Source organism: Enterobacter sp. CC120223-11, assembly GCF_900215375.1.
GTDB lineage: Bacteria > Pseudomonadota > Gammaproteobacteria > Enterobacterales > Enterobacteriaceae > Scandinavium.
Map to the genome: position 1 here is coordinate 1 of NZ_OBEF01000029.1, position 26,997 is coordinate 26,997.

General features: G+C 51.4%; 47 protein-coding genes and 1 rRNA gene. 41 read left to right on the plus strand and 7 right to left on the minus strand.

The features are described from left to right. From CRO87_RS21780 to bfr, 3 genes are all read left to right on the plus strand, one after another. Positions 1 to 512 (plus strand): EF-Tu/IF-2/RF-3 family GTPase (locus CRO87_RS21780; RefSeq protein ID WP_255252535.1); only part of this gene is annotated, 512 nt, incomplete at its 5' end. A 182-nt stretch (positions 513 to 694) separates the two neighbouring features. Continuing rightward, entirely contained in the window at positions 695 to 889 is a 195-nt protein-coding gene (gene bfd, locus CRO87_RS21790) for a bacterioferritin-associated ferredoxin (RefSeq protein WP_097164992.1), read from the plus strand. Positions 890 to 962: 73 nt separating this feature from the next. Continuing rightward, positions 963 to 1,439 (plus strand): bacterioferritin, encoded by a 477-nt coding sequence (gene bfr / locus CRO87_RS21795; protein WP_097164993.1) that lies wholly within the window; start codon positions 963 to 965, stop codon positions 1,437 to 1,439. On the opposite strand, the gene CRO87_RS21800 is transcribed toward bfr, so the two are convergent. Further along, a complete protein-coding gene (locus CRO87_RS21800; protein WP_097164994.1) occupies positions 1,423 to 1,899 on the minus strand; it encodes an A24 family peptidase in 477 nt (158 codons plus the stop codon). The two genes, bfr and CRO87_RS21800, sit on opposite strands and share 17 nt — an antisense overlap. Before the next feature lie 379 nt (positions 1,900 to 2,278). On the opposite strand from CRO87_RS21800, the gene rpsJ reads away from it, so the two are divergent. The 31 genes from rpsJ to CRO87_RS21955 all read left to right on the plus strand — a co-directional run bounded on the left by rpsJ (position 2,279) and on the right by CRO87_RS21955 (position 17,109). Continuing rightward, a complete protein-coding gene (gene rpsJ, locus CRO87_RS21805; protein ID WP_001181005.1) occupies positions 2,279 to 2,590 on the plus strand; it encodes a 30S ribosomal protein S10 in 312 nt (103 codons plus the stop codon). Positions 2,591 to 2,622: 32 nt separating this feature from the next. After that, on the plus strand, positions 2,623 to 3,252 hold the full coding sequence (rplC, locus tag CRO87_RS21810; RefSeq protein ID WP_016538466.1) for a 50S ribosomal protein L3: 630 nt from the start codon (positions 2,623 to 2,625) through the stop codon (positions 3,250 to 3,252). 10 nt (positions 3,253 to 3,262) lie between these two features. Next, a complete protein-coding gene (gene rplD / locus CRO87_RS21815) occupies positions 3,263 to 3,868 on the plus strand; it encodes a 50S ribosomal protein L4 (RefSeq protein ID WP_097164995.1) in 606 nt (201 codons plus the stop codon). Next, the gene (gene rplW, locus CRO87_RS21820; protein ID WP_097164996.1) at positions 3,865 to 4,167 is read left to right on the plus strand and encodes a 50S ribosomal protein L23; all 303 of its coding nucleotides are present in this window, start codon (positions 3,865 to 3,867) and stop codon (positions 4,165 to 4,167) included. Before rplD ends, rplW begins: the two co-directional genes overlap by 4 nt. Positions 4,168 to 4,184: 17 nt before the next feature. After that, entirely contained in the window at positions 4,185 to 5,006 is an 822-nt protein-coding gene (rplB, locus tag CRO87_RS21825) for a 50S ribosomal protein L2 (RefSeq protein WP_044183846.1), read from the plus strand. Positions 5,007 to 5,022: 16 nt separating this feature from the next. Next, positions 5,023 to 5,301 carry a 30S ribosomal protein S19 gene (gene rpsS / locus CRO87_RS21830; protein ID WP_001138115.1) on the plus strand — a complete coding sequence of 93 codons (279 nt, stop codon included), beginning with the start codon at positions 5,023 to 5,025 and terminating at the stop codon, positions 5,299 to 5,301. A gap of 14 nt (positions 5,302 to 5,315) precedes the next feature. Then, the gene (gene rplV, locus CRO87_RS21835) at positions 5,316 to 5,648 is read left to right on the plus strand and encodes a 50S ribosomal protein L22 (protein ID WP_000448832.1); all 333 of its coding nucleotides are present in this window, start codon (positions 5,316 to 5,318) and stop codon (positions 5,646 to 5,648) included. Between the two features lie 17 nt (positions 5,649 to 5,665). Then, complete coding sequence (rpsC, locus tag CRO87_RS21840) at positions 5,666 to 6,364, plus strand: 30S ribosomal protein S3 (RefSeq protein WP_006817277.1); 699 nt, start codon at positions 5,666 to 5,668, stop codon at positions 6,362 to 6,364. A 12-nt stretch (positions 6,365 to 6,376) separates the two neighbouring features. Continuing rightward, entirely contained in the window at positions 6,377 to 6,787 is a 411-nt protein-coding gene (gene rplP, locus CRO87_RS21845; protein ID WP_002919759.1) for a 50S ribosomal protein L16, read from the plus strand. Then, entirely contained in the window at positions 6,787 to 6,978 is a 192-nt protein-coding gene (gene rpmC / locus CRO87_RS21850; RefSeq protein ID WP_097164997.1) for a 50S ribosomal protein L29, read from the plus strand. The genes rplP and rpmC overlap by 1 nt, the downstream gene beginning before the upstream one ends. Then, complete coding sequence (rpsQ, locus tag CRO87_RS21855; protein ID WP_097164998.1) at positions 6,978 to 7,232, plus strand: 30S ribosomal protein S17; 255 nt, start codon at positions 6,978 to 6,980, stop codon at positions 7,230 to 7,232. The genes rpmC and rpsQ overlap by 1 nt, the downstream gene beginning before the upstream one ends. 166 nt (positions 7,233 to 7,398) lie before the next feature. Further along, complete coding sequence (rplN, locus tag CRO87_RS21860; protein ID WP_000613954.1) at positions 7,399 to 7,770, plus strand: 50S ribosomal protein L14; 372 nt, start codon at positions 7,399 to 7,401, stop codon at positions 7,768 to 7,770. A gap of 10 nt (positions 7,771 to 7,780) precedes the next feature. Next, positions 7,781 to 8,095 (plus strand): 50S ribosomal protein L24, encoded by a 315-nt coding sequence (gene rplX, locus CRO87_RS21865; RefSeq protein ID WP_097164999.1) that lies wholly within the window; start codon positions 7,781 to 7,783, stop codon positions 8,093 to 8,095. A 14-nt stretch (positions 8,096 to 8,109) separates the two neighbouring features. After that, a complete protein-coding gene (gene rplE, locus CRO87_RS21870) occupies positions 8,110 to 8,649 on the plus strand; it encodes a 50S ribosomal protein L5 (protein ID WP_097165000.1) in 540 nt (179 codons plus the stop codon). Between the two features lie 14 nt (positions 8,650 to 8,663). Next, complete coding sequence (gene rpsN / locus CRO87_RS21875; RefSeq protein ID WP_074780832.1) at positions 8,664 to 8,969, plus strand: 30S ribosomal protein S14; 306 nt, start codon at positions 8,664 to 8,666, stop codon at positions 8,967 to 8,969. Positions 8,970 to 9,002: 33 nt separating this feature from the next. Next, on the plus strand, positions 9,003 to 9,395 hold the full coding sequence (rpsH, locus tag CRO87_RS21880; protein ID WP_097165001.1) for a 30S ribosomal protein S8: 393 nt from the start codon (positions 9,003 to 9,005) through the stop codon (positions 9,393 to 9,395). Positions 9,396 to 9,407: 12 nt separating this feature from the next. Further along, positions 9,408 to 9,941, plus strand: coding sequence for a 50S ribosomal protein L6 (rplF, locus tag CRO87_RS21885; RefSeq protein ID WP_097165002.1), 534 nt, complete (start codon positions 9,408 to 9,410; stop codon positions 9,939 to 9,941). Positions 9,942 to 9,950: 9 nt separating this feature from the next. Continuing rightward, on the plus strand, positions 9,951 to 10,304 hold the full coding sequence (gene rplR / locus CRO87_RS21890) for a 50S ribosomal protein L18 (protein ID WP_000358960.1): 354 nt from the start codon (positions 9,951 to 9,953) through the stop codon (positions 10,302 to 10,304). 14 nt (positions 10,305 to 10,318) lie between these two features. Beyond that, on the plus strand, positions 10,319 to 10,819 hold the full coding sequence (gene rpsE / locus CRO87_RS21895) for a 30S ribosomal protein S5 (RefSeq protein ID WP_097165003.1): 501 nt from the start codon (positions 10,319 to 10,321) through the stop codon (positions 10,817 to 10,819). A gap of 5 nt (positions 10,820 to 10,824) precedes the next feature. Next, the gene (gene rpmD / locus CRO87_RS21900) at positions 10,825 to 11,004 is read left to right on the plus strand and encodes a 50S ribosomal protein L30 (protein WP_004846568.1); all 180 of its coding nucleotides are present in this window, start codon (positions 10,825 to 10,827) and stop codon (positions 11,002 to 11,004) included. Between the two features lie 3 nt (positions 11,005 to 11,007). Continuing rightward, entirely contained in the window at positions 11,008 to 11,442 is a 435-nt protein-coding gene (rplO, locus tag CRO87_RS21905) for a 50S ribosomal protein L15 (protein WP_097165004.1), read from the plus strand. Between the two features lie 7 nt (positions 11,443 to 11,449). Further along, complete coding sequence (gene secY / locus CRO87_RS21910; RefSeq protein ID WP_097165005.1) at positions 11,450 to 12,781, plus strand: preprotein translocase subunit SecY; 1,332 nt, start codon at positions 11,450 to 11,452, stop codon at positions 12,779 to 12,781. 30 nt (positions 12,782 to 12,811) lie between these two features. After that, positions 12,812 to 12,928, plus strand: coding sequence for a 50S ribosomal protein L36 (gene rpmJ / locus CRO87_RS21915; RefSeq protein WP_000868187.1), 117 nt, complete (start codon positions 12,812 to 12,814; stop codon positions 12,926 to 12,928). Positions 12,929 to 13,075: 147 nt separating this feature from the next. Continuing rightward, entirely contained in the window at positions 13,076 to 13,432 is a 357-nt protein-coding gene (rpsM, locus tag CRO87_RS21920; protein WP_097165006.1) for a 30S ribosomal protein S13, read from the plus strand. 16 nt (positions 13,433 to 13,448) lie between these two features. Further along, a complete protein-coding gene (rpsK, locus tag CRO87_RS21925; protein ID WP_043081126.1) occupies positions 13,449 to 13,838 on the plus strand; it encodes a 30S ribosomal protein S11 in 390 nt (129 codons plus the stop codon). A gap of 33 nt (positions 13,839 to 13,871) precedes the next feature. Next, positions 13,872 to 14,492 carry a 30S ribosomal protein S4 gene (gene rpsD / locus CRO87_RS21930; RefSeq protein WP_097165007.1) on the plus strand — a complete coding sequence of 207 codons (621 nt, stop codon included), beginning with the start codon at positions 13,872 to 13,874 and terminating at the stop codon, positions 14,490 to 14,492. A gap of 25 nt (positions 14,493 to 14,517) precedes the next feature. Next, complete coding sequence (gene rpoA / locus CRO87_RS21935; RefSeq protein WP_002209013.1) at positions 14,518 to 15,507, plus strand: DNA-directed RNA polymerase subunit alpha; 990 nt, start codon at positions 14,518 to 14,520, stop codon at positions 15,505 to 15,507. Between the two features lie 40 nt (positions 15,508 to 15,547). After that, on the plus strand, positions 15,548 to 15,934 hold the full coding sequence (gene rplQ / locus CRO87_RS21940; protein ID WP_097165008.1) for a 50S ribosomal protein L17: 387 nt from the start codon (positions 15,548 to 15,550) through the stop codon (positions 15,932 to 15,934). Positions 15,935 to 16,039: 105 nt separating this feature from the next. After that, complete coding sequence (locus CRO87_RS21945) at positions 16,040 to 16,411, plus strand: DUF1992 domain-containing protein (protein WP_097165009.1); 372 nt, start codon at positions 16,040 to 16,042, stop codon at positions 16,409 to 16,411. Further along, a complete protein-coding gene (zntR, locus tag CRO87_RS21950) occupies positions 16,411 to 16,836 on the plus strand; it encodes a Zn(2+)-responsive transcriptional regulator (protein ID WP_097165010.1) in 426 nt (141 codons plus the stop codon). Before CRO87_RS21945 ends, zntR begins: the two co-directional genes overlap by 1 nt. A gap of 57 nt (positions 16,837 to 16,893) precedes the next feature. After that, positions 16,894 to 17,109 (plus strand): alternative ribosome-rescue factor A, encoded by a 216-nt coding sequence (locus tag CRO87_RS21955; protein WP_097165011.1) that lies wholly within the window; start codon positions 16,894 to 16,896, stop codon positions 17,107 to 17,109. On the opposite strand, the gene mscL is transcribed toward CRO87_RS21955, so the two are convergent. The 5 genes from mscL to def all read right to left on the minus strand — a co-directional run bounded on the left by mscL (position 17,110) and on the right by def (position 21,875). Then, complete coding sequence (gene mscL, locus CRO87_RS21960) at positions 17,110 to 17,520, minus strand: large-conductance mechanosensitive channel protein MscL (protein ID WP_046489614.1); 411 nt, start codon at positions 17,518 to 17,520, stop codon at positions 17,110 to 17,112. Between the two features lie 144 nt (positions 17,521 to 17,664). Beyond that, the gene (trkA, locus tag CRO87_RS21965; RefSeq protein WP_097165012.1) at positions 17,665 to 19,041 is read right to left on the minus strand and encodes a Trk system potassium transporter TrkA; all 1,377 of its coding nucleotides are present in this window, start codon (positions 19,039 to 19,041) and stop codon (positions 17,665 to 17,667) included. Between the two features lie 21 nt (positions 19,042 to 19,062). Continuing rightward, a complete protein-coding gene (gene rsmB, locus CRO87_RS21970; RefSeq protein WP_097165024.1) occupies positions 19,063 to 20,352 on the minus strand; it encodes a 16S rRNA (cytosine(967)-C(5))-methyltransferase RsmB in 1,290 nt (429 codons plus the stop codon). Between the two features lie 51 nt (positions 20,353 to 20,403). Beyond that, the gene (gene fmt, locus CRO87_RS21975; protein ID WP_097165013.1) at positions 20,404 to 21,351 is read right to left on the minus strand and encodes a methionyl-tRNA formyltransferase; all 948 of its coding nucleotides are present in this window, start codon (positions 21,349 to 21,351) and stop codon (positions 20,404 to 20,406) included. A 14-nt stretch (positions 21,352 to 21,365) separates the two neighbouring features. Then, positions 21,366 to 21,875, minus strand: coding sequence for a peptide deformylase (gene def, locus CRO87_RS21980; RefSeq protein WP_097165014.1), 510 nt, complete (start codon positions 21,873 to 21,875; stop codon positions 21,366 to 21,368). Between the two features lie 129 nt (positions 21,876 to 22,004). Between def and dprA the strand changes: the two genes are divergently transcribed. The 6 genes from dprA to CRO87_RS22010 are packed head-to-tail and all read left to right on the plus strand — an operon-like array spanning position 22,005 to position 25,798. Further along, positions 22,005 to 23,129, plus strand: a complete 1,125-nt coding sequence (dprA, locus tag CRO87_RS21985; RefSeq protein WP_097165015.1) for a DNA-protecting protein DprA — start codon at positions 22,005 to 22,007, stop codon at positions 23,127 to 23,129. Beyond that, positions 23,101 to 23,574: a DUF494 family protein Smg gene (smg, locus tag CRO87_RS21990; protein ID WP_097165016.1), complete on the plus strand. Its 474-nt coding sequence runs from the start codon at positions 23,101 to 23,103 to the stop codon at positions 23,572 to 23,574. Before dprA ends, smg begins: the two co-directional genes overlap by 29 nt. A 27-nt stretch (positions 23,575 to 23,601) precedes the next feature. Continuing rightward, positions 23,602 to 24,144 (plus strand): type I DNA topoisomerase, encoded by a 543-nt coding sequence (locus tag CRO87_RS21995; protein WP_097165017.1) that lies wholly within the window; start codon positions 23,602 to 23,604, stop codon positions 24,142 to 24,144. Between the two features lie 4 nt (positions 24,145 to 24,148). Then, the gene (tsaC, locus tag CRO87_RS22000) at positions 24,149 to 24,721 is read left to right on the plus strand and encodes an L-threonylcarbamoyladenylate synthase type 1 TsaC (protein WP_097165018.1); all 573 of its coding nucleotides are present in this window, start codon (positions 24,149 to 24,151) and stop codon (positions 24,719 to 24,721) included. A 4-nt stretch (positions 24,722 to 24,725) separates the two neighbouring features. Next, entirely contained in the window at positions 24,726 to 25,544 is an 819-nt protein-coding gene (gene aroE / locus CRO87_RS22005) for a shikimate dehydrogenase (RefSeq protein ID WP_097165019.1), read from the plus strand. Further along, positions 25,541 to 25,798: a DUF1488 domain-containing protein gene (locus CRO87_RS22010; protein WP_097165020.1), complete on the plus strand. Its 258-nt coding sequence runs from the start codon at positions 25,541 to 25,543 to the stop codon at positions 25,796 to 25,798. The genes aroE and CRO87_RS22010 overlap by 4 nt, the downstream gene beginning before the upstream one ends. On the opposite strand, the gene CRO87_RS22015 is transcribed toward CRO87_RS22010, so the two are convergent. Continuing rightward, positions 25,774 to 26,328 carry a gamma carbonic anhydrase family protein gene (locus tag CRO87_RS22015; RefSeq protein ID WP_097165021.1) on the minus strand — a complete coding sequence of 185 codons (555 nt, stop codon included), beginning with the start codon at positions 26,326 to 26,328 and terminating at the stop codon, positions 25,774 to 25,776. The two genes, CRO87_RS22010 and CRO87_RS22015, sit on opposite strands and share 25 nt — an antisense overlap. 468 nt (positions 26,329 to 26,796) lie before the next feature. Here CRO87_RS22015 and CRO87_RS22020 point away from each other — a divergent pair. After that, positions 26,797 to 26,997: ribosomal RNA gene (locus CRO87_RS22020) — 16S ribosomal RNA — on the plus strand; the annotation flags it as partial.

A 26,997-nucleotide genomic window follows, 5' to 3' on the forward strand; every position in this document is an offset into this window, starting at 1 on the left:
GTACCGTTGTTACCGGTCGTGTAGAGCGCGGTATCGTTAAAGTGGGTGAAGAAGTTGAAATCGTTGGTATCAAAGAAACCGCGAAAACCACCTGTACTGGCGTTGAAATGTTCCGCAAACTGCTGGACGAAGGCCGTGCTGGTGAGAACGTAGGTGTTCTGCTGCGTGGTATCAAACGTGAAGAAATCGAACGTGGTCAGGTACTGGCGAAGCCAGGCTCCATCAAGCCACACACCAAGTTCGAATCTGAAGTGTACATCCTGTCCAAAGACGAAGGCGGCCGTCATACTCCGTTCTTCAAAGGCTACCGTCCACAGTTCTACTTCCGTACAACTGACGTGACCGGTACCATCGAACTGCCAGAAGGCGTAGAGATGGTAATGCCAGGCGACAACATCAAGATGGTTGTGACTCTGATCCACCCAATCGCGATGGACGACGGTCTGCGTTTCGCAATCCGTGAAGGCGGCCGTACCGTAGGCGCGGGCGTTGTTGCTAAAGTTCTGGGCTAATTATTCGTAATTAGTTTTGAATAGAAAAGGGCGCTTCGGCGCCCTTTTTGCTGCCTGTAATATACCCGTGACACAGTTGTTTGCATTTTCGATGCGATCTCCTGCACCGGTTCTTAATTTGTGCTATTGTAATCATAACTATTCTCATTTACACTTTGAGCATAAATTGAACGGGAGCGATCATGTACGTTTGTTTGTGTAATGGTGTAAGCGATAAAAAAATTCGGCAGGCTGTACGTCAGTTTCATCCGCAATCTTTTCAACAACTCCGTAAATTTATTCCTGTGGGAAATCAATGCGGTAAGTGTATTCGCGCCGCACGTGAAATCATGCAAGATGAATTAACCCAGATGCCAGAATTTAAAGAGACTGCCTGAGTACCCTCCTTTCTTTTTGACATCCCCGTAGCCCGATCTACGCTTCTATGAGTGGAAGCGGAGGGACTACATAATGAAAGGTGATGTTAAGATCATAAGTCATCTCAATAAATTATTGGGAAATGAGCTTGTCGCAATCAATCAATACTTTCTCCATGCGAGAATGTTCAAAAACTGGGGCCTGACGCGTCTCAACGATGTCGAGTACCATGAATCCATTGATGAGATGAAACATGCTGATAAATATATCGAGCGTATTTTGTTTCTCGAAGGCATTCCTAATTTGCAGGATCTCGGCAAACTGGGCATCGGCGAAGATGTCGAAGAAATGCTGCAGTCCGACCTCAGACTCGAACTTGAGGGCGCCAAAGATCTTCGTGAAGCGATCGCTTATGCAGATACCGTTCATGACTATGTCAGTCGCGACATGATGATCGAGATCCTGGCCGATGAAGAAGGGCACATCGACTGGCTTGAAACAGAGCTCGATTTGATTGGCAAACTAGGTATTCAGAACTACCTGCAATCACAGATCAAAGTGGAAGAGTAGCCCAACTCTGCCACCCCAGAATCAAGCCCGCTGCGCTCAGAAATGGGCCAAAACGCAGCGGGTTTTTTAGTACCTGCCCCGAACGTTTAACGACCAGCATGACAACGACAAACAGGAGCGCCAGACCCGTTGCCAGGGTAATTAACAACGGGAGCTGTTGCCAGCCATGCCATGCCCCCAGCGCGGCAAAAAACTTCAAGTCTCCGTACCCGATGCCTTCTCTTCGACGAATACCACGATAGAGCCAATATGTCAGAGCAAGTGAACTGTATCCGGCAATCGCTCCGACAACTGCGGTATCCAACTTTTCCGGCCAGAGCAGAACATGAAACAGTAAACCGCACCACAGAAGAGGGCAGGTAAGGCTGTCAGGTAGCAGCCCTGTCTTGTAATCCCGCCAGGCAAGAATGACCAGTAACAGAATATAGAGAAGGACGAAGGGATAACCATAACCGGGCATCGGGTGATTCCTGTAATGAGCCGAGGCCGGAAGTATTTCGCCGGGGGGATGAGCCGCGCAAACCGGGAAGTGTCATTTTCCACGCTACTTTCCAGAGAATTTCTGCTGCGAGCAGATTTTGCGCATCAAATTGCGAGGAGCTACGCAGAACAGAAATGGCGGATTTATAATCACCACTTGCTTCATCGCCAGATTTACGTATAATGCGCGGGCTTGTCAAAATTGACAGCGAGTTCGATATGAACTCCGGCAGTGCAGTTTACTGTCGACAATGCCTCCAATTGGGAGGCTACGTAAGAACGGTTACACTCTCCCATCAATCGTAATGGGTTTGAGTAGTAATCATTTTCGTTTATAAAATAATTGGAGCTCTGGTCTCATGCAGAACCAAAGAATCCGTATCCGCCTGAAAGCGTTTGATCATCGTCTGATCGATCAATCAACCGCGGAAATCGTCGAGACTGCCAAGCGCACTGGTGCGCAGGTCCGTGGTCCGATCCCGCTGCCGACCCGCAAAGAGCGTTTCACCGTTCTGATCTCCCCGCACGTTAACAAAGACGCGCGTGATCAGTACGAGATTCGTACTCACAAGCGTCTGGTTGACATCGTTGAGCCAACCGAGAAAACCGTTGATGCTCTGATGCGTCTGGACCTGGCTGCCGGTGTAGACGTGCAGATCAGCCTGGGTTAATCAGGTCATCGAGCGATTGAGAGGTTGAAACAATGATTGGTTTAGTCGGTAAAAAAGTGGGTATGACCCGCATCTTCACTGAAGATGGCGTTTCTATCCCAGTAACCGTAATCGAAGTTGAAGCAAACCGCGTTACTCAGGTTAAAGATCTGGCTAACGATGGCTACCGCGCTGTTCAGGTGACCACTGGTGCTAAAAAAGCTAACCGTGTAACCAAACCAGAAGCGGGTCACTTCGCTAAAGCTGGCGTTGAAGCTGGCCGTGGTCTGTGGGAATTCCGTCTTGCTGAAGGCGAAGAGTTCACCGTAGGTCAGGACATTAGCGTTGAGCTGTTTGCTGAAGTTAAAAAAGTTGACGTAACCGGTACCTCTAAAGGTAAAGGTTTCGCCGGTACCGTTAAGCGCTGGAACTTCCGTACCCAGGACGCTACCCACGGTAACTCCTTGTCTCACCGCGTTCCGGGTTCTATCGGTCAGAACCAGACTCCGGGCAAAGTGTTCAAAGGCAAGAAAATGGCAGGTCAGCTGGGTAATGAGCGTGTCACTGTTCAGAGCCTGGACGTAGTACGTGTTGACGCTGAGCGCAACCTGCTGCTGGTTAAAGGTGCTGTCCCGGGTGCAACCGGTAGCGACCTGATCGTTAAACCAGCTGTGAAGGCGTAAGGGGATAGCAATGGAATTAGTATTGAAAGACGCGCAGAGCGCGCTGACTGTTTCCGAAACTACCTTCGGTCGTGATTTCAACGAAGCGCTGGTTCACCAGGTTGTTGTTGCTTATGCAGCTGGTGCTCGTCAGGGTACTCGTGCTCAGAAGACTCGTGCTGAAGTCACTGGTTCCGGCAAAAAGCCGTGGCGCCAGAAAGGTACCGGCCGTGCGCGTTCAGGTTCTATCAAGAGCCCGATCTGGCGTTCCGGTGGCGTAACCTTCGCTGCTCGCCCGCAGGACCACAGTCAAAAAGTAAACAAAAAGATGTACCGCGGCGCGCTGAAAAGCATCCTGTCCGAACTGGTACGTCAGGATCGTCTGATCGTTGTCGAGACGTTCTCTGTAGAAGCGCCTAAAACTAAGCTGCTGGCACAGAAACTGAAAGACATGGCTCTGGAAGATGTGCTGATCATCACCGGTGAGCTGGACGAGAACCTGTTCCTGGCTGCGCGCAACCTGCACAAGGTTGACGTACGCGATGCAACTGGTATCGACCCGGTTAGCCTGATCGCCTTCGACAAAGTCGTAATGACTGCTGAGGCTGTTAAGCAAGTTGAGGAGATGCTGGCATGATTCGTGAAGAACGTCTGCTGAAGGTGCTTCGTGCACCGCACGTTTCTGAAAAAGCGTCTGCTGCGATGGAAAAAACCAATACCATCGTTCTCAAAGTTGCTAAAGACGCGACTAAAGCAGAAATCAAAGCTGCTGTGCAGAAACTGTTTGAAGTCGAAGTCGAAGTCGTTAACACCCTGGTAGTTAAAGGGAAAGTTAAACGTCAAGGACAGCGTATCGGTCGTCGTAGCGACTGGAAAAAAGCTTACGTCACCCTGAAAGAAGGCCAGAATCTGGACTTCGTTGGCGGCGCTGAGTAAGTCGGAGGAGTAATACAATGGCAGTTGTTAAATGTAAACCGACATCTCCGGGTCGTCGCCACGTTGTTAAAGTGGTTAACCCTGAGCTGCACAAGGGCAAACCTTTTGCTCCGTTGCTGGAAAAAAACAGCAAATCCGGTGGTCGTAACAACAATGGCCGTATCACCACTCGTCACATTGGTGGTGGCCACAAGCAGGCTTATCGTATTGTTGACTTCAAACGCAACAAAGACGGTATCCCAGCAGTTGTTGAGCGTCTTGAGTACGATCCGAACCGTTCCGCGAACATCGCGCTGGTTCTGTACAAAGATGGCGAACGCCGTTACATCCTGGCCCCTAAAGGCCTGAAAGCTGGCGACCAGATTCAGTCTGGCGTTGATGCTGCAATCAAAGCAGGTAACACCCTGCCGATGCGCAATATCCCGGTTGGTTCTACCGTTCATAACGTAGAAATGAAACCAGGTAAAGGCGGTCAGCTGGCACGTTCCGCTGGTACTTACGTTCAGATCATTGCTCGCGACGGTGCTTATGTCACCCTGCGTCTGCGTTCTGGTGAAATGCGTAAAGTCGAAGCAGACTGCCGTGCAACCCTGGGCGAAGTTGGCAATGCTGAGCATATGCTGCGCGTTCTGGGTAAAGCAGGTGCTGCACGCTGGCGTGGTGTTCGTCCTACCGTTCGCGGTACTGCGATGAACCCAGTCGATCACCCACATGGTGGTGGTGAAGGTCGTAACTTTGGTAAGCACCCGGTAACTCCGTGGGGCGTTCAGACCAAAGGTAAGAAGACCCGCAGCAACAAGCGTACTGATAAATTTATCGTACGTCGCCGTAGCAAATAATTTTAGAGGATAAGCCATGCCACGTTCTCTCAAGAAAGGTCCTTTTATTGACCTGCACTTGCTGAAGAAGGTAGAGAAAGCGGTGGAAAGCGGAGACAAGAAGCCCCTGCGCACTTGGTCCCGTCGTTCAACGATCTTTCCTAACATGATCGGTTTGACCATCGCTGTCCATAATGGTCGTCAGCACGTTCCAGTCTTTGTTTCCGATGAAATGGTCGGTCACAAACTGGGTGAATTCGCACCGACTCGTACTTATCGCGGCCACGCTGCTGATAAAAAAGCGAAGAAGAAATAAGGTAGGAGGAAGAGATGGAAACTTTAGCTCAACATCGCCATGCTCGTTCTTCTGCTCAGAAGGTTCGCCTTGTTGCTGACCTGATTCGCGGTAAGAAAGTGTCGCAGGCCCTGGACATCCTGACCTATACCAACAAGAAAGCTGCGGTATTGGTTAAGAAAGTACTGGAATCTGCCATTGCTAACGCTGAACACAACGATGGCGCTGACATCGACGATCTGAAAGTCACGAAAATTTTCGTAGATGAAGGCCCAAGCATGAAGCGCATTATGCCGCGTGCGAAAGGTCGTGCAGATCGCATCCTGAAGCGCACCAGCCACATTACTGTGGTTGTGTCCGATCGCTGAGACTCTGGAGACTAGCAATGGGTCAGAAAGTACATCCTAATGGTATTCGCCTGGGTATTGTAAAACCATGGAACTCAACCTGGTTTGCGAACACCAAAGAATTCGCTGACAACCTGGACAGCGATTTTAAAGTACGTCAGTACCTGACTAAGGAACTGGCAAAAGCGTCCGTGTCTCGTATCGTAATCGAGCGTCCGGCTAAGAGCATCCGTGTGACCATTCACACTGCTCGCCCGGGTATCGTTATCGGTAAGAAAGGCGAAGACGTAGAAAAACTGCGCAAGGTCGTAGCGGATATCGCTGGCGTTCCTGCACAGATCAACATCGCCGAAGTTCGTAAGCCAGAACTGGACGCTAAATTGGTTGCTGACAGCATCACTTCTCAGCTGGAACGTCGCGTTATGTTCCGTCGTGCTATGAAGCGTGCTGTTCAGAACGCAATGCGTCTGGGCGCGAAGGGTATCAAAGTTGAAGTTAGCGGCCGTCTGGGCGGCGCGGAAATCGCACGTACCGAATGGTACCGCGAAGGTCGCGTACCTCTGCACACTCTGCGTGCTGACATTGACTACAACACCTCTGAAGCGCACACCACTTACGGTGTAATCGGCGTTAAGGTATGGATCTTCAAAGGCGAGATCCTGGGTGGTATGGCTGCTGTTGAACAACCGGAACCGGCTGCTCAACCTAAAAAGCAGCAGCGTAAAGGCCGTAAATAAGGAGCGTCGCTGATGTTACAACCAAAGCGTACAAAATTCCGTAAAGTGCACAAAGGCCGCAACCGTGGTCTGGCGCAGGGTACGGATGTTAGCTTCGGCACTTTCGGTCTGAAAGCTGTTGGCCGTGGTCGTCTGACTGCACGTCAGATCGAAGCAGCACGTCGTGCTATGACCCGTGCAGTTAAGCGTCAAGGTAAAATTTGGATCCGTGTATTCCCGGACAAGCCAATTACCGAGAAGCCGCTGGAAGTTCGTATGGGTAAAGGTAAAGGTAACGTGGAGTATTGGGTTGCCTTGATTCAGCCGGGTAAAGTCCTGTATGAAATGGACGGCGTACCGGAAGAGCTGGCCCGTGAAGCCTTCGGCCTGGCAGCAGCGAAACTGCCTATCAAAACCACCTTTGTAACTAAGACGGTGATGTAATGAAAGCAAATGAGCTGCGTGAAAAGAGCGTTGAAGAGCTGAACACCGAGCTGCTTAATCTGCTGCGTGAGCAATTCAACCTGCGTATGCAGGCTGCAAGCGGCCAGCTGCAACAGACTCACCTGCTGAAGCAGGTTCGTCGTAACGTTGCACGTGTTAAGACTTTACTGACTCAGAAGGCGGGTGCGTAATGACCGATAAAATCCGTACTCTGCAAGGTCGCGTTGTCAGCGACAAAATGGAGAAATCCATTGTTGTTGCCATCGAACGTGTTGTGAAGCACCCGATCTACGGGAAATTCATCAAACGTACGACCAAACTGCACGTACATGACGAAAACAACGAATGTGGTATCGGCGACAAGGTTGAAATCCGTGAATGCCGTCCACTGTCCAAGACTAAGTCCTGGACGTTGGTTCGCGTTGTAGAGAAAGCGGTTCTGTAATACAGTACCTCTTCTCACTATGAATAAACGGCTCAGCGATGGGCCGTTTATTTTTTCTACCCTTATCTTGTGAGTGGTGTTATAATGCCGCGCCCTCGATATGGGGCTTTTTAACGACCCTGATTTATTGGGTCTCAGTAGTAGTTGACATTAGCGGAGCACTAAAATGATCCAAGAACAGACTATGCTGAACGTGGCCGACAACTCCGGTGCACGTCGCGTAATGTGTATCAAGGTTCTGGGTGGCTCGCACCGTCGCTACGCAGGCGTTGGCGACATCATCAAGATTACCATCAAGGAAGCAATTCCACGTGGTAAGGTGAAGAAAGGCGACGTACTGAAAGCGGTAGTGGTGCGCACCAAGAAGGGTGTTCGTCGCCCGGACGGTTCTGTCATTCGCTTCGATGGTAATGCATGCGTTATTTTAAACAATAACAGCGAGCAGCCAATCGGCACGCGTATTTTTGGGCCGGTAACTCGTGAACTGCGTAATGAAAAGTTCATGAAAATTATCTCTCTGGCACCAGAAGTACTCTAAGGAGCGAATCATGGCAGCGAAAATCCGTCGTGATGACGAAGTTATCGTGTTGACCGGTAAAGATAAAGGTAAACGCGGTAAAGTTAAGAATGTCCTGTCTTCCGGCAAGGTCATTGTTGAAGGTATCAACCTGGTTAAAAAGCATCAGAAGCCTGTACCGGCTCTGAACCAGCCAGGCGGCATCGTTGAGAAAGAAGCTGCGCTTCAGATCTCCAACGTTGCAATCTTCAATGCGGCAACCGGCAAGGCTGACCGTGTAGGCTTTAGATTCGAAGACGGCAAAAAAGTCCGTTTCTTCAAGTCTAACAGCGAAACTATCAAGTAATTTGGAGTAGTACGATGGCGAAACTGCATGATTACTACAAAGACGAAGTAGTTAAGAAACTCATGACTGAGTTTAACTACAATTCTGTCATGCAAGTCCCTCGGGTCGAGAAGATCACCCTGAACATGGGTGTTGGTGAAGCGATCGCTGACAAGAAACTGCTGGATAACGCAGCAGCTGATCTGACAGCAATCTCCGGTCAAAAACCGCTGATCACCAAAGCACGCAAATCAGTTGCAGGCTTCAAAATCCGTCAGGGCTATCCGATCGGCTGTAAAGTAACTCTGCGTGGCGAACGCATGTGGGAGTTCCTTGAGCGCCTGATCACTATTGCTGTACCACGTATTCGTGACTTCCGTGGCCTGTCCGCTAAGTCTTTCGATGGTCGTGGTAACTACAGCATGGGTGTCCGTGAGCAGATCATCTTCCCAGAAATCGACTATGACAAAGTCGACCGCGTACGTGGTTTGGATATTACCATCACCACTACTGCGAATTCTGACGAAGAAGGCCGTGCTCTGCTGGCTGCCTTTGACTTCCCGTTCCGCAAGTAAGGTAGGGTTACTTAATGGCTAAGCAATCAATGAAAGCACGCGAAGTTAAACGCGTAGCTTTAGCTGAAAAATACTTCGCGAAACGCGCTGAACTGAAAGCGATCATCTCTGACGTTAACGCTTCCGACGAAGATCGTTGGAACGCAGTTCTGAAGCTGCAGAGTCTGCCGCGTGATTCCAGCCCGTCCCGTCAGCGTAACCGCTGCCGCCAGACTGGTCGTCCACATGGTTATGTGGGCAAGTTCGGGTTGAGCCGTATCAAGCTTCGTGAAGCCGCAATGCGCGGTGAAGTACCTGGCTTGAAAAAGGCTAGCTGGTAATTGTCACCAATTGAATCACGGGAGTAAAGACAGATGAGCATGCAAGATCCGATCGCGGATATGCTGACCCGTATCCGTAACGGTCAGGCCGCGAACAAAGCTGCGGTCACCATGCCTTCCTCCAAGCTGAAAGTGGCAATTGCCAACGTGCTGAAGGAAGAAGGTTTTATTGAAGAATTTAAAGTTGAAGGCGACACCAAGCCGGAACTGGAAGTGACTCTCAAGTACTTCCAGGGTAAAGCTGTTGTAGAAAGCATTCAGCGTGTCAGCCGCCCAGGTCTGCGCATCTATAAGAAAAAAGATGAGCTGCCTAAAGTAATGGCGGGTCTGGGTATCGCGGTGATTTCTACCTCTAAAGGTGTTATGACCGATCGTGCAGCGCGCCAGGCTGGTCTTGGTGGCGAAATTATCTGCTACGTAGCCTAATCGGAGGAAAAAATGTCTCGTGTTGCTAAAGCACCGGTCGTTGTTCCTGCCGGCGTTGATGTAAAAATCAACGGTCAGGTTATTACGATCAAAGGTAAAAATGGCGAGCTGACTCGCACCATCAACGATGCTGTTGAAGTTAAACAAGCTGACAATGCTCTGACCTTCGGTCCACGTGATGGTTTCGTGGATGGTTGGGCTCAGGCTGGTACCGCGCGTGCCCTGCTTAACTCAATGGTTATCGGTGTTACCGAAGGCTTCACTAAGAAGCTGCAGCTGGTTGGTGTAGGTTATCGTGCAGCAGTTAAAGGGAATGCAGTAAACCTGTCTTTAGGTTTCTCTCACCCTGTAGAACATCAGCTGCCAGCAGGTATTACTGCAGAATGCCCGACTCAAACTGAAATCGTACTGAAAGGTGCTGATAAGCAGGTGATCGGTCAGGTTGCAGCAGATCTGCGCGCCTACCGTCGTCCTGAGCCTTACAAAGGCAAGGGTGTTCGTTACGCCGACGAAGTCGTGCGTACCAAAGAGGCTAAGAAGAAGTAAGGTAACACTATGGATAAGAAATCTGCTCGTATCCGTCGTGCGACCCGCGCACGCCGCAAGCTCCAGGAGCTGGGGGCAACTCGCCTGGTGGTACATCGTACCCCGCGTCATATTTACGCACAGGTAATTGCACCGAATGGTTCTGAAGTTCTGGTAGCTGCTTCTACTGTAGAAAAAGCTATCGCTGAACAACTGAAGTATACCGGTAACAAAGACGCTGCAGCAGCTGTAGGTAAAGCTGTCGCTGAACGCGCTCTGGAAAAAGGCATCAAAGATGTTTCTTTTGACCGTTCCGGGTTCCAATATCATGGTCGCGTCCAGGCACTGGCAGATGCTGCCCGTGAAGCTGGCCTTCAGTTCTAAGGTAGAGGTGTAAGATGTCGCACATCGAAAAACAAGCTGGCGAACTGCAGGAAAAGCTGATCGCGGTTAACCGCGTATCTAAAACCGTAAAAGGTGGTCGTATTTTCTCCTTCACAGCTCTGACTGTAGTAGGCGATGGTAACGGTCGCGTTGGTTTTGGTTACGGTAAAGCGCGTGAAGTTCCAGCAGCGATCCAGAAAGCGATGGAAAAAGCCCGTCGCAATATGATTAACGTCGCGCTGAACCACGGCACCCTGCAACACCCTGTTAAAGGTGTTCACACGGGTTCTCGTGTCTTCATGCAGCCGGCTTCTGAAGGTACCGGTATCATCGCCGGTGGTGCAATGCGCGCCGTCCTCGAAGTCGCTGGAGTTCATAACGTACTGGCTAAAGCGTATGGTTCCACCAACCCGATTAACGTGGTTCGTGCAACTATCGATGGCCTGGAAAATATGAATTCTCCAGAAATGGTCGCTGCCAAGCGTGGTAAATCCGTTGAAGAAATTCTGGGGTAATGACCATGGCAAAGACTATTAAAATTACTCAAACCCGCAGTGCAATCGGTCGTCTGCCGAAACACAAGGCAACGCTGCTTGGCCTGGGTCTGCGTCGTATTGGCCACACCGTAGAGCGCGAGGATACTCCTGCTGTACGTGGTATGGTCAACGCGGTTTCCTACATGGTTAAAGTTGAGGAGTAAGAGATGCGTTTAAATACTCTGTCTCCGGCCGAAGGCTCTAAAAAGGCGGGTAAACGCCTGGGTCGTGGTATCGGTTCTGGCCTCGGTAAAACCGGTGGTCGTGGTCACAAAGGTCAGAACTCTCGTTCTGGCGGTGGCGTACGTCGCGGTTTCGAGGGTGGTCAGATGCCTCTGTACCGTCGTCTGCCGAAGTTCGGTTTCACTTCACGCAAAGCAATGATCACAGCCGAAGTTCGTCTGTCTGATCTGGCTAAAGTAGAAGGCGACGTAGTTGACCTGAACACGCTGAAAGCGGCTAACATTATCGGCATCCAGATTGAATTCGCGAAAGTGATTCTGGCTGGTGAAGTAACTCGTCCGGTAACTGTTAACGGCCTGCGCGTGACTAAAGGCGCTCGTGCTGCTATCGAAGCTGCTGGCGGTAAAATCGAGGAATAAGTAGCAGATGGCTAAACAACCGGGATTAGATTTTCAAAGTGCCAAAGGTGGCTTAGGCGAGCTGAAACGCAGACTGCTGTTTGTTATCGGTGCGCTTATCGTGTTCCGTATTGGCTCTTTTATTCCTATCCCTGGTATTGATGCCGCTGTACTTGCCAAACTGCTTGAGCAACAGCGAGGCACCATCATTGAGATGTTTAACATGTTCTCTGGTGGTGCTCTCAGCCGTGCTTCTATCTTTGCTTTGGGTATCATGCCGTACATTTCGGCATCGATCATTATCCAGCTGCTGACGGTGGTTCACCCGACGCTGGCAGAGATTAAGAAGGAAGGGGAATCTGGCCGTCGTAAGATCAGTCAGTACACCCGCTACGGCACTCTGGTGCTGGCTATATTCCAGGCAACCGGTATTGCTACCGGTTTGCCGAATATGCCTGGTATGCAAGGCCTGGTGATTAATCCTGGCTTTGCATTCTATTTCACCGCTGTTGTAAGTCTGGTCACGGGGACAATGTTCCTGATGTGGCTCGGCGAACAGATTACTGAACGTGGTATCGGTAACGGTATCTCAATCATTATCTTCGCCGGTATCGTTGCGGGTCTCCCGCCAGCCATCGCCCATACTATCGAGCAAGCGCGTCAAGGCGACCTGCACTTCCTCCTGTTGCTGTTGGTTGCAGTATTAGTATTTGCAGTGACCTTCTTTGTTGTGTTTGTTGAACGTGGTCAACGCCGCATTGTGGTAAACTACGCGAAACGCCAGCAAGGTCGTCGTGTCTATGCTGCACAGAGCACACATTTGCCGCTGAAAGTGAATATGGCGGGGGTAATCCCGGCAATCTTCGCTTCCAGTATTATTCTGTTCCCGGCGACCATCGCGTCATGGTTCGGGGGCGGTACTGGTTGGAACTGGCTGACAACAATTTCGCTGTATTTGCAGCCTGGGCAACCGCTTTATGTGTTACTCTATGCGTCTGCAATCATCTTCTTCTGTTTCTTCTACACGGCGTTGGTTTTCAACCCGCGTGAAACAGCAGATAACCTGAAGAAGTCCGGTGCATTCGTACCAGGAATTCGTCCGGGAGAACAAACGGCGAAGTATATCGATAAAGTAATGACTCGCCTGACTTTGGTCGGTGCGTTGTACATCACTTTTATCTGCCTGATCCCGGAGTTCATGCGTGATGCAATGAAAGTGCCGTTCTACTTTGGTGGAACATCACTGCTCATCGTTGTTGTCGTGATTATGGACTTTATGGCTCAAGTGCAAACTCTGATGATGTCAAGTCAGTACGAGTCTGCATTGAAGAAGGCGAACCTGAAAGGCTATGGCCGTTAATGGTCGCCCGAGAAGTTACGGAGAGTAAAAATGAAAGTTCGTGCTTCCGTCAAGAAATTATGCCGTAACTGCAAAATCGTTAAGCGTGATGGTGTCATCCGTGTGATTTGCAGTGCCGAGCCGAAGCATAAACAGCGCCAAGGCTGATTAATTCGCATATTTTTCTTGCAAAGTTGGGTTGAGCTGGCTAGATTAGCCAGCCAATCTTTTTGTATGTCTGTACATATCCATTTGAGTATCCTGAAAACGGGCTTTTCAGCATGGTATGTACATATTAAATAGTAGGAGTGCATAGTGGCCCGTATAGCAGGCATTAACATTCCTGATCAGAAACATGCCGTGATCGCATTAACTTCGATCTTCGGCGTCGGCAAAACCCGTTCCAAAGCCATTCTGGCTGCGGCAGGTATTGCTGAAGATGTTAAGATCAGTGAGCTGTCTGAAGAACAAATCGACACGCTGCGTGACGAAGTTGCCAAATTTGTCGTTGAAGGTGATCTGCGCCGTGAAATCAGCATGAGCATCAAGCGCCTGATGGATCTTGGTTGCTATCGCGGTTTGCGTCATCGTCGTGGTCTGCCAGTGCGCGGTCAGCGTACTAAGACCAACGCACGTACCCGTAAGGGTCCGCGCAAACCGATCAAGAAATAATCGGGGTGATTGAATAATGGCAAAGGCACCAGTTCGTGCACGTAAGCGTGTAAGAAAACAAGTCTCTGACGGCGTGGCTCATATCCATGCTTCTTTCAACAACACCATCGTTACCATCTCTGATCGTCAGGGTAACGCACTGGGTTGGGCAACAGCCGGTGGTTCCGGTTTCCGTGGTTCTCGCAAATCCACTCCGTTCGCAGCTCAGGTTGCAGCAGAGCGTTGCGCTGAAGCCGTAAAAGATTACGGTATCAAGAATCTGGAAGTTATGGTCAAAGGTCCGGGTCCGGGTCGCGAATCTACCATTCGTGCTCTGAACGCCGCTGGTTTCCGCATCACTAATATTACTGATGTGACTCCGATCCCTCATAACGGTTGTCGTCCGCCGAAGAAACGTCGCGTATAACGCTGCGTTTTCCAGGTTAGTTGGAGAAAGAAAATGGCAAGATATTTGGGTCCTAAGCTCAAGCTGAGCCGTCGTGAGGGCACCGACTTATTCCTTAAGTCTGGCGTTCGCGCGATCGATACCAAGTGTAAAATTGAACAAGCTCCTGGCCAGCACGGTGCGCGTAAACCGCGTCTGTCTGACTATGGTGTGCAGTTGCGTGAAAAGCAAAAAGTTCGCCGTATCTACGGTGTGCTGGAGCGTCAGTTCCGTAACTATTACAAAGAAGCAGCACGTCTGAAAGGCAACACCGGTGAAAACCTGTTAGCTCTGCTGGAAGGTCGTCTGGACAACGTTGTATACCGTATGGGCTTCGGCGCTACTCGTGCTGAATCACGTCAGCTGGTTAGCCACAAAGCTATCATGGTAAACGGTCGTGTTGTTAACATCGCTTCTTATCAGGTTAAAGCGAATGACGTTGTCAGCGTTCGTGAGAAAGCGAAGAAGCAATCTCGCGTGAAAGCCGCTCTTGAGCTGGCTGAGCAGCGTGAAAAGCCAACCTGGCTGGAAGTTGATGCTGGCAAGATGGAAGGTACGTTCAAGCGTCAGCCTGAGCGTTCTGATCTGTCTGCGGACATTAACGAACACCTGATCGTCGAGCTTTACTCCAAGTAAAGCTTAGTACCAAAGAGAGGACACAATGCAGGGTTCTGTGACAGAGTTTCTAAAACCGCGCCTGGTCGATATCGAGCAAGTGAGTTCGACGCACGCCAAGGTGACCCTTGAGCCTTTAGAGCGTGGCTTCGGCCATACTCTGGGTAACGCACTGCGCCGTATTCTGCTCTCATCGATGCCGGGTTGCGCGGTGACCGAGGTTGAGATTGATGGTGTACTTCATGAGTACAGCACCAAAGAAGGCGTTCAGGAAGATATCCTTGAAATCCTGCTCAACCTGAAAGGGCTGGCGGTGAGAGTTCAGGGTAAAGATGAAGTTATTCTTACTCTGAATAAATCTGGCATTGGCCCTGTGACTGCAGCCGATATCACCCACGACGGTGATGTCGAAATCGTCAAGCCGCAGCATGTGATCTGCCACCTGACTGATGAGAACGCATCTATCAATATGCGTATCAAAGTTCAGCGCGGTCGCGGTTATGTGCCGGCTTCTGCCCGAATTCATTCGGAAGAAGATGAGCGCCCAATCGGCCGTCTGCTGGTCGACGCCTGCTACAGCCCTGTAGAGCGTATTGCCTACAATGTTGAAGCAGCGCGTGTAGAACAGCGCACCGACCTGGACAAGCTGGTCATCGAAATGGAAACCAACGGCACAATCGATCCTGAAGAGGCGATTCGTCGTGCGGCAACCATCCTGGCAGAACAACTGGAAGCTTTCGTTGATTTACGTGATGTACGTCAGCCGGAAGTGAAAGAAGAGAAACCAGAATTCGATCCGATCCTGCTGCGCCCTGTTGACGATCTGGAATTGACTGTCCGCTCTGCTAACTGCCTCAAGGCAGAAGCTATCCACTATATCGGTGATCTGGTACAGCGTACCGAGGTTGAGTTGCTGAAAACGCCAAACCTGGGTAAAAAATCTCTTACTGAGATTAAAGACGTGCTGGCCTCCCGTGGTCTGTCTCTGGGCATGCGCCTGGAAAACTGGCCACCGGCAAGCATTGCTGACGAGTAACCGGATCACAGGTTAAGGTTTTACTGAGAAGGATAAGGTCATGCGCCATCGTAAGAGTGGTCGTCAACTGAACCGCAACAGCAGCCATCGCCAGGCTATGTTCCGCAACATGGCAGGTTCACTGGTTCGTCATGAAATCATCAAGACGACCCTGCCTAAAGCGAAAGAGCTGCGTCGCGTAGTTGAGCCGCTGATTACTCTTGCCAAGACTGATAGCGTTGCTAATCGTCGTCTGGCATTCGCCCGTACTCGTGATAACGAGATCGTGGCAAAACTGTTTAACGAACTGGGCCCGCGTTTCGCGAGCCGTGCCGGTGGTTACACTCGCATCATGAAGTGTGGTTTCCGTGCAGGCGACAACGCGCCGATGGCATACATCGAGCTGGTTGATCGTTCAGAAGCGAAAGCAGAAGCAGCTGCAGAGTAATCTGCAGTAATATGAAAAAACCCGCCTCGGCGGGTTTTTTTATGCCTGTCATATCCCTGTTCCGCTACAATCACTGTACTCTTTTTACTCATCTGGACCTGCGCGATGTGGTTACTGGACCAGTGGGCAGAGCGCCACATTCTGGATGCCCAGACCCGGGGCGAATTTGATGATCTGCCTGGCTGCGGCGAGCCTTTATGTCTTGATGACGATAGACATGTCCCAGCTGAGCTGCGTGCGGGCTACCGTTTGTTGAAGAACGCCGGGTGTCTCCCTCCTGAACTTGCGCAGCGAAAAGAGGCAATTGAGCTCCTGGAACTGCTGAAAGGAATTCGGGAGGACGATGCGGGCATGCCTGAAATTCAGCGCCGTCTCTCGCTGCTTGAACTGAAGCTGCAACAGGCCGGGTTGAGCACTGAATTTTTACGCGGTGAGTACGCAGCACAGCTAATTAACAGATTAAACGAGGGGACCTGATGTACCGTATCGGTGAGCTAGCCAAACTGGCGGGAGTAACGCCAGACACCATTCGCTACTATGAGAAGCAGCAAATGATGGATCACTCGGTTCGTACTGAGGGAGGCTTCAGGCTGTATACGGAGAGTGATTTGCAGCGGCTTCGCTTCATCCGCCACGGAACACAGCTAGGGTTCACGCTCGAGGCAATCCGTGAATTGTTGTCGATCCGCATCGATCCAGAACACCATACCTGCCTGGAGTCGAAGAGTATTGTGCAAGCCAGGCTCCATGAGGTCGAAGCCAGAATTGCGCAGCTTGAAACCATGCGTCGCTCTTTGCAGCGTCTGAATGATACCTGCTGCGGAACAGCCCACAGCAGCGTCTACTGTTCTATTCTTGAAGCGCTTGAGCAGGGGGCAGACACAGAGCCATCAGGGCATTGATTTCCGTTTAACGCGGGACTACACTGCCGCCGTCTTATTACACAATCTGGAGAAAATATGAGCCGCTATCAGCACACAAAGGGGCAAATAAAGGACAACGCCATTGAAGCGTTATTACACGACCCGCTGTTTCGTCAGCGCGTTGAGAAAAGTAAGAAAGGAAAGGGCAGTTTTCAGCGTAAAGGCAAACACGGAAACAGAGGTAACTGGGAGGCCAGTGGCAAGAAAGTGATTCACTTTTTTACCACTGGCCTTCTGCTTTCTGCGGCCTGATTAAGAACGGTTGTTTTGTTCTTTCAGCAGGTCACGAATTTCAGTCAGTAAGACTTCTTCTTTTGTCGGCGCAGGCGCCGCTGCAGGTTCTTCTTTTTTACGGTTGAGCTTGTTGATAAGCTTGATGGCCATAAAAATGGCAAAGGCTACGATGACGAAATCAAATATGTTCTGAATGAATACGCCGTAATGCATCACTACCGCAGGAACGTCGCCCTGGGCATCGCGCAAAGTAACGGCGAACTGTTTAAAATCGATCCCACCAATCAGTAAACCCAGCGGCGGCATAATAATATCGGCAACCAGTGACGATACGATTTTACCAAACGCTGCACCAATGATGACACCCACCGCCAAATCAACCACGTTTCCACGCATCGCGAATTCGCGAAACTCTTTAATAATGCTCATTTTATTCTCCTTGAACCAGCTGACCCTTTTAAGTTTAACAAATGTCCGGTCAATTTCCATTACAGCACCACGACCATATGGAATAAATAGACCTTGAATAATAAGGGGTTAATAAAAAAGACGCTCATTTGAGCGCCTTTGAAATTACAGGAAGAACGGGCTCGGCTGGAACAACCGTTCGACGTCGGTAATAAACTTTTTATCCGTCAGGAACATGATCACGTGGTCGCCCTGCTCGATCCGCAAATTGTCATTGGCGATCAGGACTTCATTCCCACGAACCACCGCGCCAATAATTGTGCCTGGCGGAAGCTTAATATCATCGATTACGCGACCAACAACACGTGAAGTGCTTTCATCCCCGTGAGCCACGGCTTCAATCGCTTCGGCTACGCCGCGACGCAGGGACGATACACCCACGATGTCTGCTTTGCGAACATGGCTTAGCAGCGCAGATATCGTGGCCTGCTGTGGCGAAATCGCAATATCAATGACGCTGCCCTGAACAAGATCGACGTAGGCCTTCCGCTGAATAAGCACCATGACTTTCTTGGCGCCCATACGCTTGGCGAGCATCGCTGACATGATGTTCGCTTCGTCGTCGTTGGTGACGGCAATAAACAGATCAACCTGATCGATATGCTCTTCTGCCAGGAGTTCTTGATCCGATGCATCTCCGTAGAAAACGATCGTATTCTGAAGTTTCTCAGCGAGCTCCGCGGCGCGTTGCTGATCGCGTTCGATCAGTTTCACGCTGTAATCTTTTTCAAGACGGCGAGCCAGGCCTGCACCGATGTTTCCGCCGCCGACCAGCATGATGCGCTTATAGGGTTTTTCCAGACGCTGAAGTTCACTCATCACAGCGCGAATATGCTGAGATGCGGCAATGAAGAAGACTTCATCACCTGCCTCTACAATCGTCGAGCCCTGAGGGCGAATAGGGCGGTCATGGCGGAAAATTGCCGCGACGCGCGTATCAATATGCGGCATATGTTCGCGCATTGTCGACAGTGCATTCCCGACTAAGGGACCACCATAATACGCTTTTACCACCGCAAGGCTGACTTTACCCTCGGCGAAATTCACGACCTGCAGCGCGCCAGGATACTCAATCAGGCGATAAATGTTGTCGATAACCAGCTGCTCTGGCGCAATAAGATGATCGATTGGCACGGCTTCGGAGTGGAACAGCTTGTCGGCATCGCGAACATAGTCCGGTGAACGAATACGGGCGATACGGTTTGGTGTGTTAAACAGCGAGTAGGCGACCTGACAGGCAACCATGTTGGTTTCATCTGAACTGGTTACGGCGACAAGCATATCGGCGTCGTCAGCCCCTGCTTCACGCAGGACCCGAGGATGGGAACCATGACCCTGCACGACGCGTAAATCGAACTTATCCTGCAAGCTGCGCAGACGATCGCCGTTGGTATCGACCACGGTGATGTCGTTATTTTCGCCGACCAGGTTTTCTGCCAGAGTGCCGCCCACTTGCCCGGCACCCAGAATGATAATTTTCATCAGTCGCGATCCGTTAATTCATCACTGTTTGATTAGCGTAGCGTAAAAGAAGCCGTCGCCTTCATCGGCGGCAGGCAGGTTTTGCTGGCCCGGACGTTCAGGTGTGCCGGTTTCGCTGAGCATGGCATCCGGCGTGCGTTTCAGGAACGCAGCAATCTGCTCACCGTTTTCTTCAGGCAGAATCGAACAGGTGGCATACACCAGCGTGCCGCCTGGTTTGAGATGTCGCCAGGTGGCATCAAGAATCTCAGACTGCAGCTGCGCAAGCTCGGCGATATCGCGATCGCGTCGTAGCCACTTGATATCAGGATGGCGGCGAATCACACCCGTTGCGGAACAAGGGGCATCCAGCAAAATGCGATCGAACTGCTGTTCACCGCACCATTGTTCAGGGTAGCGCCCGTCACCTTGCTTCACCAGTGCCTTCATGCCAAGGCGTTTGAGGTTTTCATAGACGCGCGTCAGGCGCTGTTCGTCCACGTCGACGGCCAGCACGTTAGCTTCTGGCGCGACTTCAAGAATATGGGTCGTTTTACCACCAGGTGCTGCGCATAAATCGAGAATATTTTCTTTATCTTTCGGCTTCAGGAAGTTCATGCAGCCCTGAGCAGAAGCATCCTGCACGGTGACCCAACCCTCGGCAAAGCCAGGTAACGCCATGACCGAAGTCGGCGTTTCAAGCCGCACGGCATCCGGGTAAGCCTCATGCGTAAACCCTTTCATGCCCGCTTCTTCCAGCAGAGCCAGCCATGAATCGCGAGAATGGTGATTGCGGTTGACGCGCAGCCACATTGGCGGACGCTGGTTGTTGGCTTCCAGAATCGCTTCCCACTGCTGCGGATACGCTTTCTGAAGCCGTTTTACCAGCCAGGATGGGTGCAGGAAACGCATTTCCGTCGTCGAAAACTCTTCAAGAAGTGCTTCCTGATTACGCTGAAACTGGCGTAATACGCCGTTAATCAACCCCTTAAGCTGCGGGCGTTTGATCGCCACGGCACCTTCTACTGTTTCAGCCAGTGCCGCATGGGCAGGAATCCGCGTGTACAGCAGCTGATAAAGGCCAACCATCAACAGAAAATGGACGGTGCGCTGTTTGCCCGTCATTGGCCGTTCCATCAGTTTTTTGATGAGCCATTCCAGCTGTGGCAAAGTCCGCAGCACACCAAAGCACAGCTCCTGCAAAAGGGCGCGATCTTTATCACTCACTTTGTTTTGTAAGTGAGGCAGGACATTGCTTAGCGATTGCCCTTTTTCAACGACCTGCTCGATGGCCTGAGCGGCAAGGCTGCGTAGATTTGTATTTTTTTTCATAAGCGTAAAAATGAAAAGGCCCGGCATAGCCGGGCTTGGAATAGGGAACCGTCAGGCAAGACGGTTGCCGGGAATGAACCACTCCCGACGCGAATTCAAAAGGTCCTGCGCGCTCATGGCCTTTTTACCGGCTGGCTGAAGCGACTGCAGATTCAGGATCCCCTGGCCAGTAGCGACCTGAATACCCTGCTTGTTTGCATCAACGATAGTCCCGGGCTCTGCCGTTGTATCTGCCTGAAGCACTGAGGCCTGCCAGACTTTGACCGGTTGACCGTCAATTTCCAGCCAGCTCATTGGCCATGGATTAAAGGCCCGAATGTTACGCTCAAGCTGTTCAGCCGAGAGTGACCAGTCGACACGGGCTTCTTCTTTGCTGAGCTTCTCAGCATGAGTGACCAGCGCTTCGTCCTGCACTTCCGGTTGCGCCGTGCCGTTCGCCAACTGTTTGAGGGTTTCAATCAATCCCTGAGGGCCGAGTTCTGCAAGCTTGTCGTACAGCGATCCGCTGGTGTCTTCTGCCGTAATTGGGCAGGCCAGTTTGTGCAGCATATCGCCGGTATCCAGCCCAACGTCCATCTGCATGATGGTGACGCCCGTTTCTGCGTCGCCCGCCCAGAGTGAGCGCTGAATAGGCGCGGCGCCGCGCCAGCGTGGGAGCAGCGAACCGTGAACGTTTATGCAGCCCAGACGCGGCATTTCAAGAACCGCTTTGGGCAGGATCAGGCCGTAAGCCACTACCACCATGACATCGGCCTTAAGATCGGCAACGAGCTGCTGGTTTTCCTGCGGGCGGAGTGACGCAGGCTGGAAAACCGGCAGACCTTTTTCTTCCGCCAGCACTTTGACCGGGCTTGGCATCAGCTTTTTACCGCGGCCAGCAGGACGGTCGGGTTGGGTAAACACGCCCACGACCTGATGCCCGGACGACAACAGCGCGTCAAGATGACGCGCTGCAAAGTCAGGCGTTCCAGCAAAGATTATGCGAAGTGATTCTGACACGTTAATTCTTATCCTTAAGCACGAGCGTTCAGGCGATCCAGTTTTTCAACTTTCTGACGAATACGCTGCTGTTTCAGCGGAGACAGGTAATCGATAAACAACTTCCCGACCAGGTGATCCATTTCGTGCTGAATACAGATTGCGAGAAGGCCATCGGCTTCCAGTTCAAATGCCTTGCCATTACGATCCAGTGCGCGAATTTTTACACGCTCGGCTCGTGGCACCAGGGCACGCTGCTCAGGAATAGAAAGGCAGCCTTCTTCAATACCGGTTTCACCGCTCTTTTCCAGCAGCTCTGGATTGATCAACACCAGCTGCTCGGCGCGGTCTTCAGAAACATCAATCACGATAATACGCTGATGAATATCAACCTGCGTTGCCGCCAGGCCAATGCCTTCTTCGTCGTACATGGTTTCGAACATATCATCGACGATACGCTGAATATCTGCATTCACTTCTTGTACCGGCTCAGCGACTTTGCGAAGGCGCTCGTCCGGAATATGTAACACTTGCAAAACTGACATAATTATCCAGAGTTGTGTTCAGGAGTTGGAAAGATTATTCCCTCTATTCTAGACAAAACCCCCTCTGATTGACAGCATCACTGACCAATCGCAAAGATTGATGAGGCTGCTTGTGGCAAGGGGAAAAGGATGACGCCCACGGAGATATGGATCCGCCTGATGGCGGTCAATGGGTTATATGGCGATACGATGGTTCAACTGGCAAAAAGGCTGATTGCTGCAGGCACGATTGACGGTGATTTTTTGCGTAGCCAGGGATTATCAGCAGGCCATATCAGACACTTTCTCTCTTTTCCCTCCAGAGCATTAGATGAAACCTGCGCCTGGCTAAGTTTACCCGGGCATCGTTTATTAACCGCCGGGCATCCCGATTATCCTCCTGCTTTACGGGCGACGGTGGACTACCCTGGCGCTCTGTTCGTCGCAGGCCATGTTGGGCTAATGGCCTCAGAACAAATTGCCATTGTCGGCAGCCGCAAGCACTCCTGGTACGGAGAACGCTGGGGACGTATCTTCAGCGAAGCCATCGCGCGAAGAGGCATCACTGTCACCAGCGGTATGGCGTTGGGCATCGACGGCGTGGCACATCGCGCGGCTTTGGATGCTTGCGGGCGAACCATCGCGGTGCTGGGGAACGGTCTTTTGCATACCTACCCACGTCGACATGCTTCTCTGGCGAAGCGCATCGTTGAGAGCGGCGGAGTTTTGGTGAGCGAATTTCCTCTGGCGCTGCCGCCTTTCCCCGCCAATTTCCCCCGAAGAAACCGCATTATCAGTGGCCTGAGTCGGGGTGTTTTAGTCGTGGAGGCCGCGTTGAAAAGCGGCTCTTTGGTAACGGCGCGCGCTGCGCTGGAGCAAGGCCGGGACGTTTTTGCTGTTCCCGGGCCGCTGGGTAATCCAGGTTCAGAAGGGCCGCACTGGCTGATTAAGCAAGGGGCTATTCCGGTAACGACGATCGAGGATATTTTGGAAAATTTGCAATATGGGCGCTATCCGCCGCCAGATGAGCCTGAAAAATCGAATTTTTCCCCGGATACGGAGTTTGCAGCATTGCCATTTCCGGAGCTCCTGGCTAACGTAGGAGATGAGGTAACACCTGTTGACGTTGTCGCTGAACGTGCCGGCCAACCTGTGCCTGTGACGGTAGCTCAACTACTCGAACTGGAGTTAGCAGGGTGGATCGCAGCTGTACCCGGCGGCTATGTCCGTTTAAGGAGGGCATGCCATGTTCGACGTACTGATGTATTTGTTTGAGACTTACATCCATAACGAAGCAGAAATGCGGGTGGATCAGGACAAACTGACGCGGGATCTTACCGACGCCGGTTTCGATCGTGAAGATATCTACAACGCACTGCTGTGGTTGGAAAAGCTGGCTGATTATCAGGAAGGGCTCGCCGAGCCGATGCAGCTGGCTTCGGATCCACTCTCTGTCCGTATCTATACCGCAGATGAGTGCCAACGGCTGGATGCCAGTTGCCGGGGATTCTTGTTATTCCTGGAGCAGATTCAGGTGCTAAACCTCGAAACGCGTGAAATGGTGATCGAACGCGTCATGGCGCTGGATGCCACAGAGTTCGAACTGGAAGATCTGAAGTGGGTCATTCTGATGGTGCTGTTTAACATCCCGGGGTGTGAAAATGCCTACCAGCAGATGGAAGAATTACTCTTCGAAGTAAATGACGGTATGCTGCACTGATTCAATTGTGCAGCAATAAGAGTTGTTATGGCTAAATCAGCACTGTTTTCGGTGCCTAAAAACGAGCCCTGCCCACAGTGCGGGGCTGAACTGGTTATCCGAAGCGGTAAACATGGGCCTTTCCTTGGCTGTTCCCACTATCCGGAATGCGATTATATCCGTCCCCTGAAAAGTCAGGCGGACGGACACATCGTTAAGGTTCTGGACGGGCAGCTCTGCCCGGTTTGCGGCTCGGAGTTGGTGCTTCGCCAGGGGCGCTTTGGTATGTTTATTGGCTGTAGCCAGTACCCTGCCTGCGAACATACAGAGCTTATCGACAAACCTGATGATACCGCCATCGCCTGCCCGCAGTGCCACGAAGGTCATCTCGTTCAACGCCGTTCGCGCTATGGCAAAACCTTTCATTCCTGCGATCGCTATCCCGATTGCCAGTTCGTTTTGAATTTCAAACCTGTTGCGGGGGAGTGCGCCGAATGCCACTACCCGCTGCTGATCGAAAAGAAAACGGCGCAGGGCATTAAGCTTTTTTGCGCCAGTAAACAATGTGGAAAGCCGGTAGCGGCGGAATAAATCAGTGAACAATCACCTGCAAGAACAAAGCGTTTTGAAGGCTCTCGACGCGCTTAATAATAAAGAAGTCATCGCTTATCCCACAGAAGCTGTTTTTGGCGTCGGTTGCGACCCGGACAGCGAAACTGCAGTCATGCGCTTGCTTGAGCTCAAGCAGCGACCAATAGAGAAAGGGTTGATCCTCATTGCCGCAAGCTTTGAGCAGCTCAAGCCTTATATAGATGACTCTGTATTAACAGAGAGCCAGCGCGAAGCTGTTTTCTCACGCTGGCCCGGGCCGGTCACCTTCGTCTTTCCTGCAAAAGCCTCAACGCCTCGCTGGCTCACCGGACGCTTCGACACGCTCGCCGTGCGGGTAACTGACCATCCACTGGTGGTTGAGCTGTGTCAGGTTTATGGTAAACCGCTGGTATCAACGAGCGCTAACCTGACAGGGCAGGAACCGTGCCGCACCGTTGCGGAAGTTGTCGCTCAGTTTGGCGAGTCCTTCCCGGTTGTTAAAGGTGAAACCGGCGGCCGTCTGAATCCTTCCGAAATTCGCGATGCCCTGACGGGCGAACTTTTCCGCCAGGGATAATCACATGGAACGCTACGCCGTATTTGGCAACCCTATTGCCCACAGTAAATCGCCTTTCATCCATCAGCAATTTGCCGAACAGTTGAACATTGAACATCCTTATGGGCGCGTGCTTGCGCCGCGTGATGCCTTCACCGAAACGCTGAATGCATTTATGGCGGCGGGCGGTAAAGGCTGTAACGTAACCGTTCCTTTTAAAGAGGAAGCTTTCGGCAGGGCGGATGAACTTACCGAACGAGCCGCTTTGGCCGGGGCGGTTAATACGCTCAAGCGTCTTGAAGACGGGCGTCTGTTGGGAGATAACACGGATGGTATCGGTTTACTCAGCGATCTCGAACGACTGGGGTTGATCAAACCGGGTTATCGCATCCTGTTGATTGGCGCGGGGGGCGCGGCGCGCGGCGTCCTGTTACCACTTTTGTCTCTGGATTGTGCAGTCACCGTTACCAACCGTACCTTTGCACGGGCGCAAGAACTGGCGACGCTCTTTGCGCATACTGGCAGCGTTCGTGCCATCGAAATGGGCGAGCTTCAAGGGGAAGCTTTCGATTTGATCATCAATGCAACGTCCATCGGTATAAGCGGGGGAATTCCGGCGATCCCGGCTGAGCTTATCAACCAAAACGTGCGCTGCTATGACATGTTCTATCAGAAAGGGAACACGCCTTTTTTGAGCTGGTGTGAACAGCATGGTGCGAAGCACTGCGCGGATGGTTTGGGCATGCTGGTAGCTCAGGCGGCTCATGCCGTACTTTTGTGGCACGGCGTCATGCCAGAAGTTACGCCCGTTATCGAGGCGCTGAAAAAGGAACTGGCGCTGTGAATCAGGCGATCCTGTTTCCCGATCGTGAAGAGTGGGATGACGGCAGGCAATCTATTTGCTTCCCGGCTTTAGTCGGCGGATTTCAGGTGAACTGCGCATTAACCGGTGAGGCTCTGGCGTATCGCTTTGGTGGTGATACGCCAGAATACTGGCTTGAAAGCTTTCGTCAGCATCGCTGGGATCTGGAAGAGGAAGCTGAAAAGGCCATCCGCGAGCAGCAGGAAGACGATCAGGGCTGGATCTGGCTTTCCTGACTGAGATACTCGTCTTTCCACTTCACGTAGTTATTGGCGGAATACTTCAGGCCCTCAAGTTCCGCTTCCTTCAATGGACGAATCTGCTTAACCGGGCTGCCAAGATACAGGAAGCCGCTCTCCAGACGCTTATTTTGCGGGACCAGGCTGCCGGCACCGATCATCACGTCATCTTCTACTACCACACCGTCCAGTAAAATGGATCCCATCCCAACCAGAACCCGATTTCCAATGATGCAGCCGTGAAGCATCACTTTGTGCCCGACCGTGACATCTTCTCCAATAATGAGCGGATTGCCATCCGGGTTATAAGACGATTTGTGGGTAACGTGTAGCACGCTGCCATCCTGGATATTGCTGCGCGCGCCAACAGAGACAGAGTTCACATCGCCACGGATCACAACGAGCGGCCATATACCTACGTCATCAGCAAGACGCACATCACCGATCACCACGCTGGTGGAATCGATCATGACACGGGAGGCGATACTGGGTTTTAGTGATTTATAAGGGCGGATGTTTGTGGACATGCTTACCTCTGCGATAAGGGATCAGGTGATTTTCATCCATTATCAGCTTTCTGTGAGGCTTTCACACCTCAAAAAACAAGCAGATCGAACGGGAACTCAGCAAAAAGAATGAAAAAACAGCGGTCAGAAAAAAGATCGAAAAAAAGGGTTGTGCAAAAAAATGGGATCCCTATAATGCGCCTCCATCGACACGGCGGATGTGAATCACTTCACACAAACAGCCGGTTCGGTTGAAGAGAAAAACTTCTGAAAATGGGGTTGACTCTGAAAGAGGAAAGCGTAATATACGCCACCTCGCGACAGAGCGCTAAAGCGCGTCGCAACTGCTCTTTAACAATTTATCAGACAATCTGTGTGGGCACTCAAAGTGACATGGATTCTTAACGTCGCAAGACGAAAAATGAATACCAAGTCTCTGAGTGAACATACGTAATTCATTACGAAGTTTAATTCACGAGCATCAAACTTAAATTGAAGAGTTTGATCATGGCTCAGATTGAACGCTGGCGGCAGGCCTAACACATGCAAGTCGAGCGGTAGCACAGAGAGCTTGCTCTCGGGTGACGAGCGGCGGACGGGTGAGTAATGTCTGGGAAACTGCCTGATGGAGGGGGATAACTACTGGAAACGGTAGCTAATACCGCATAACGTCTTCGGACCAAAGTGGGG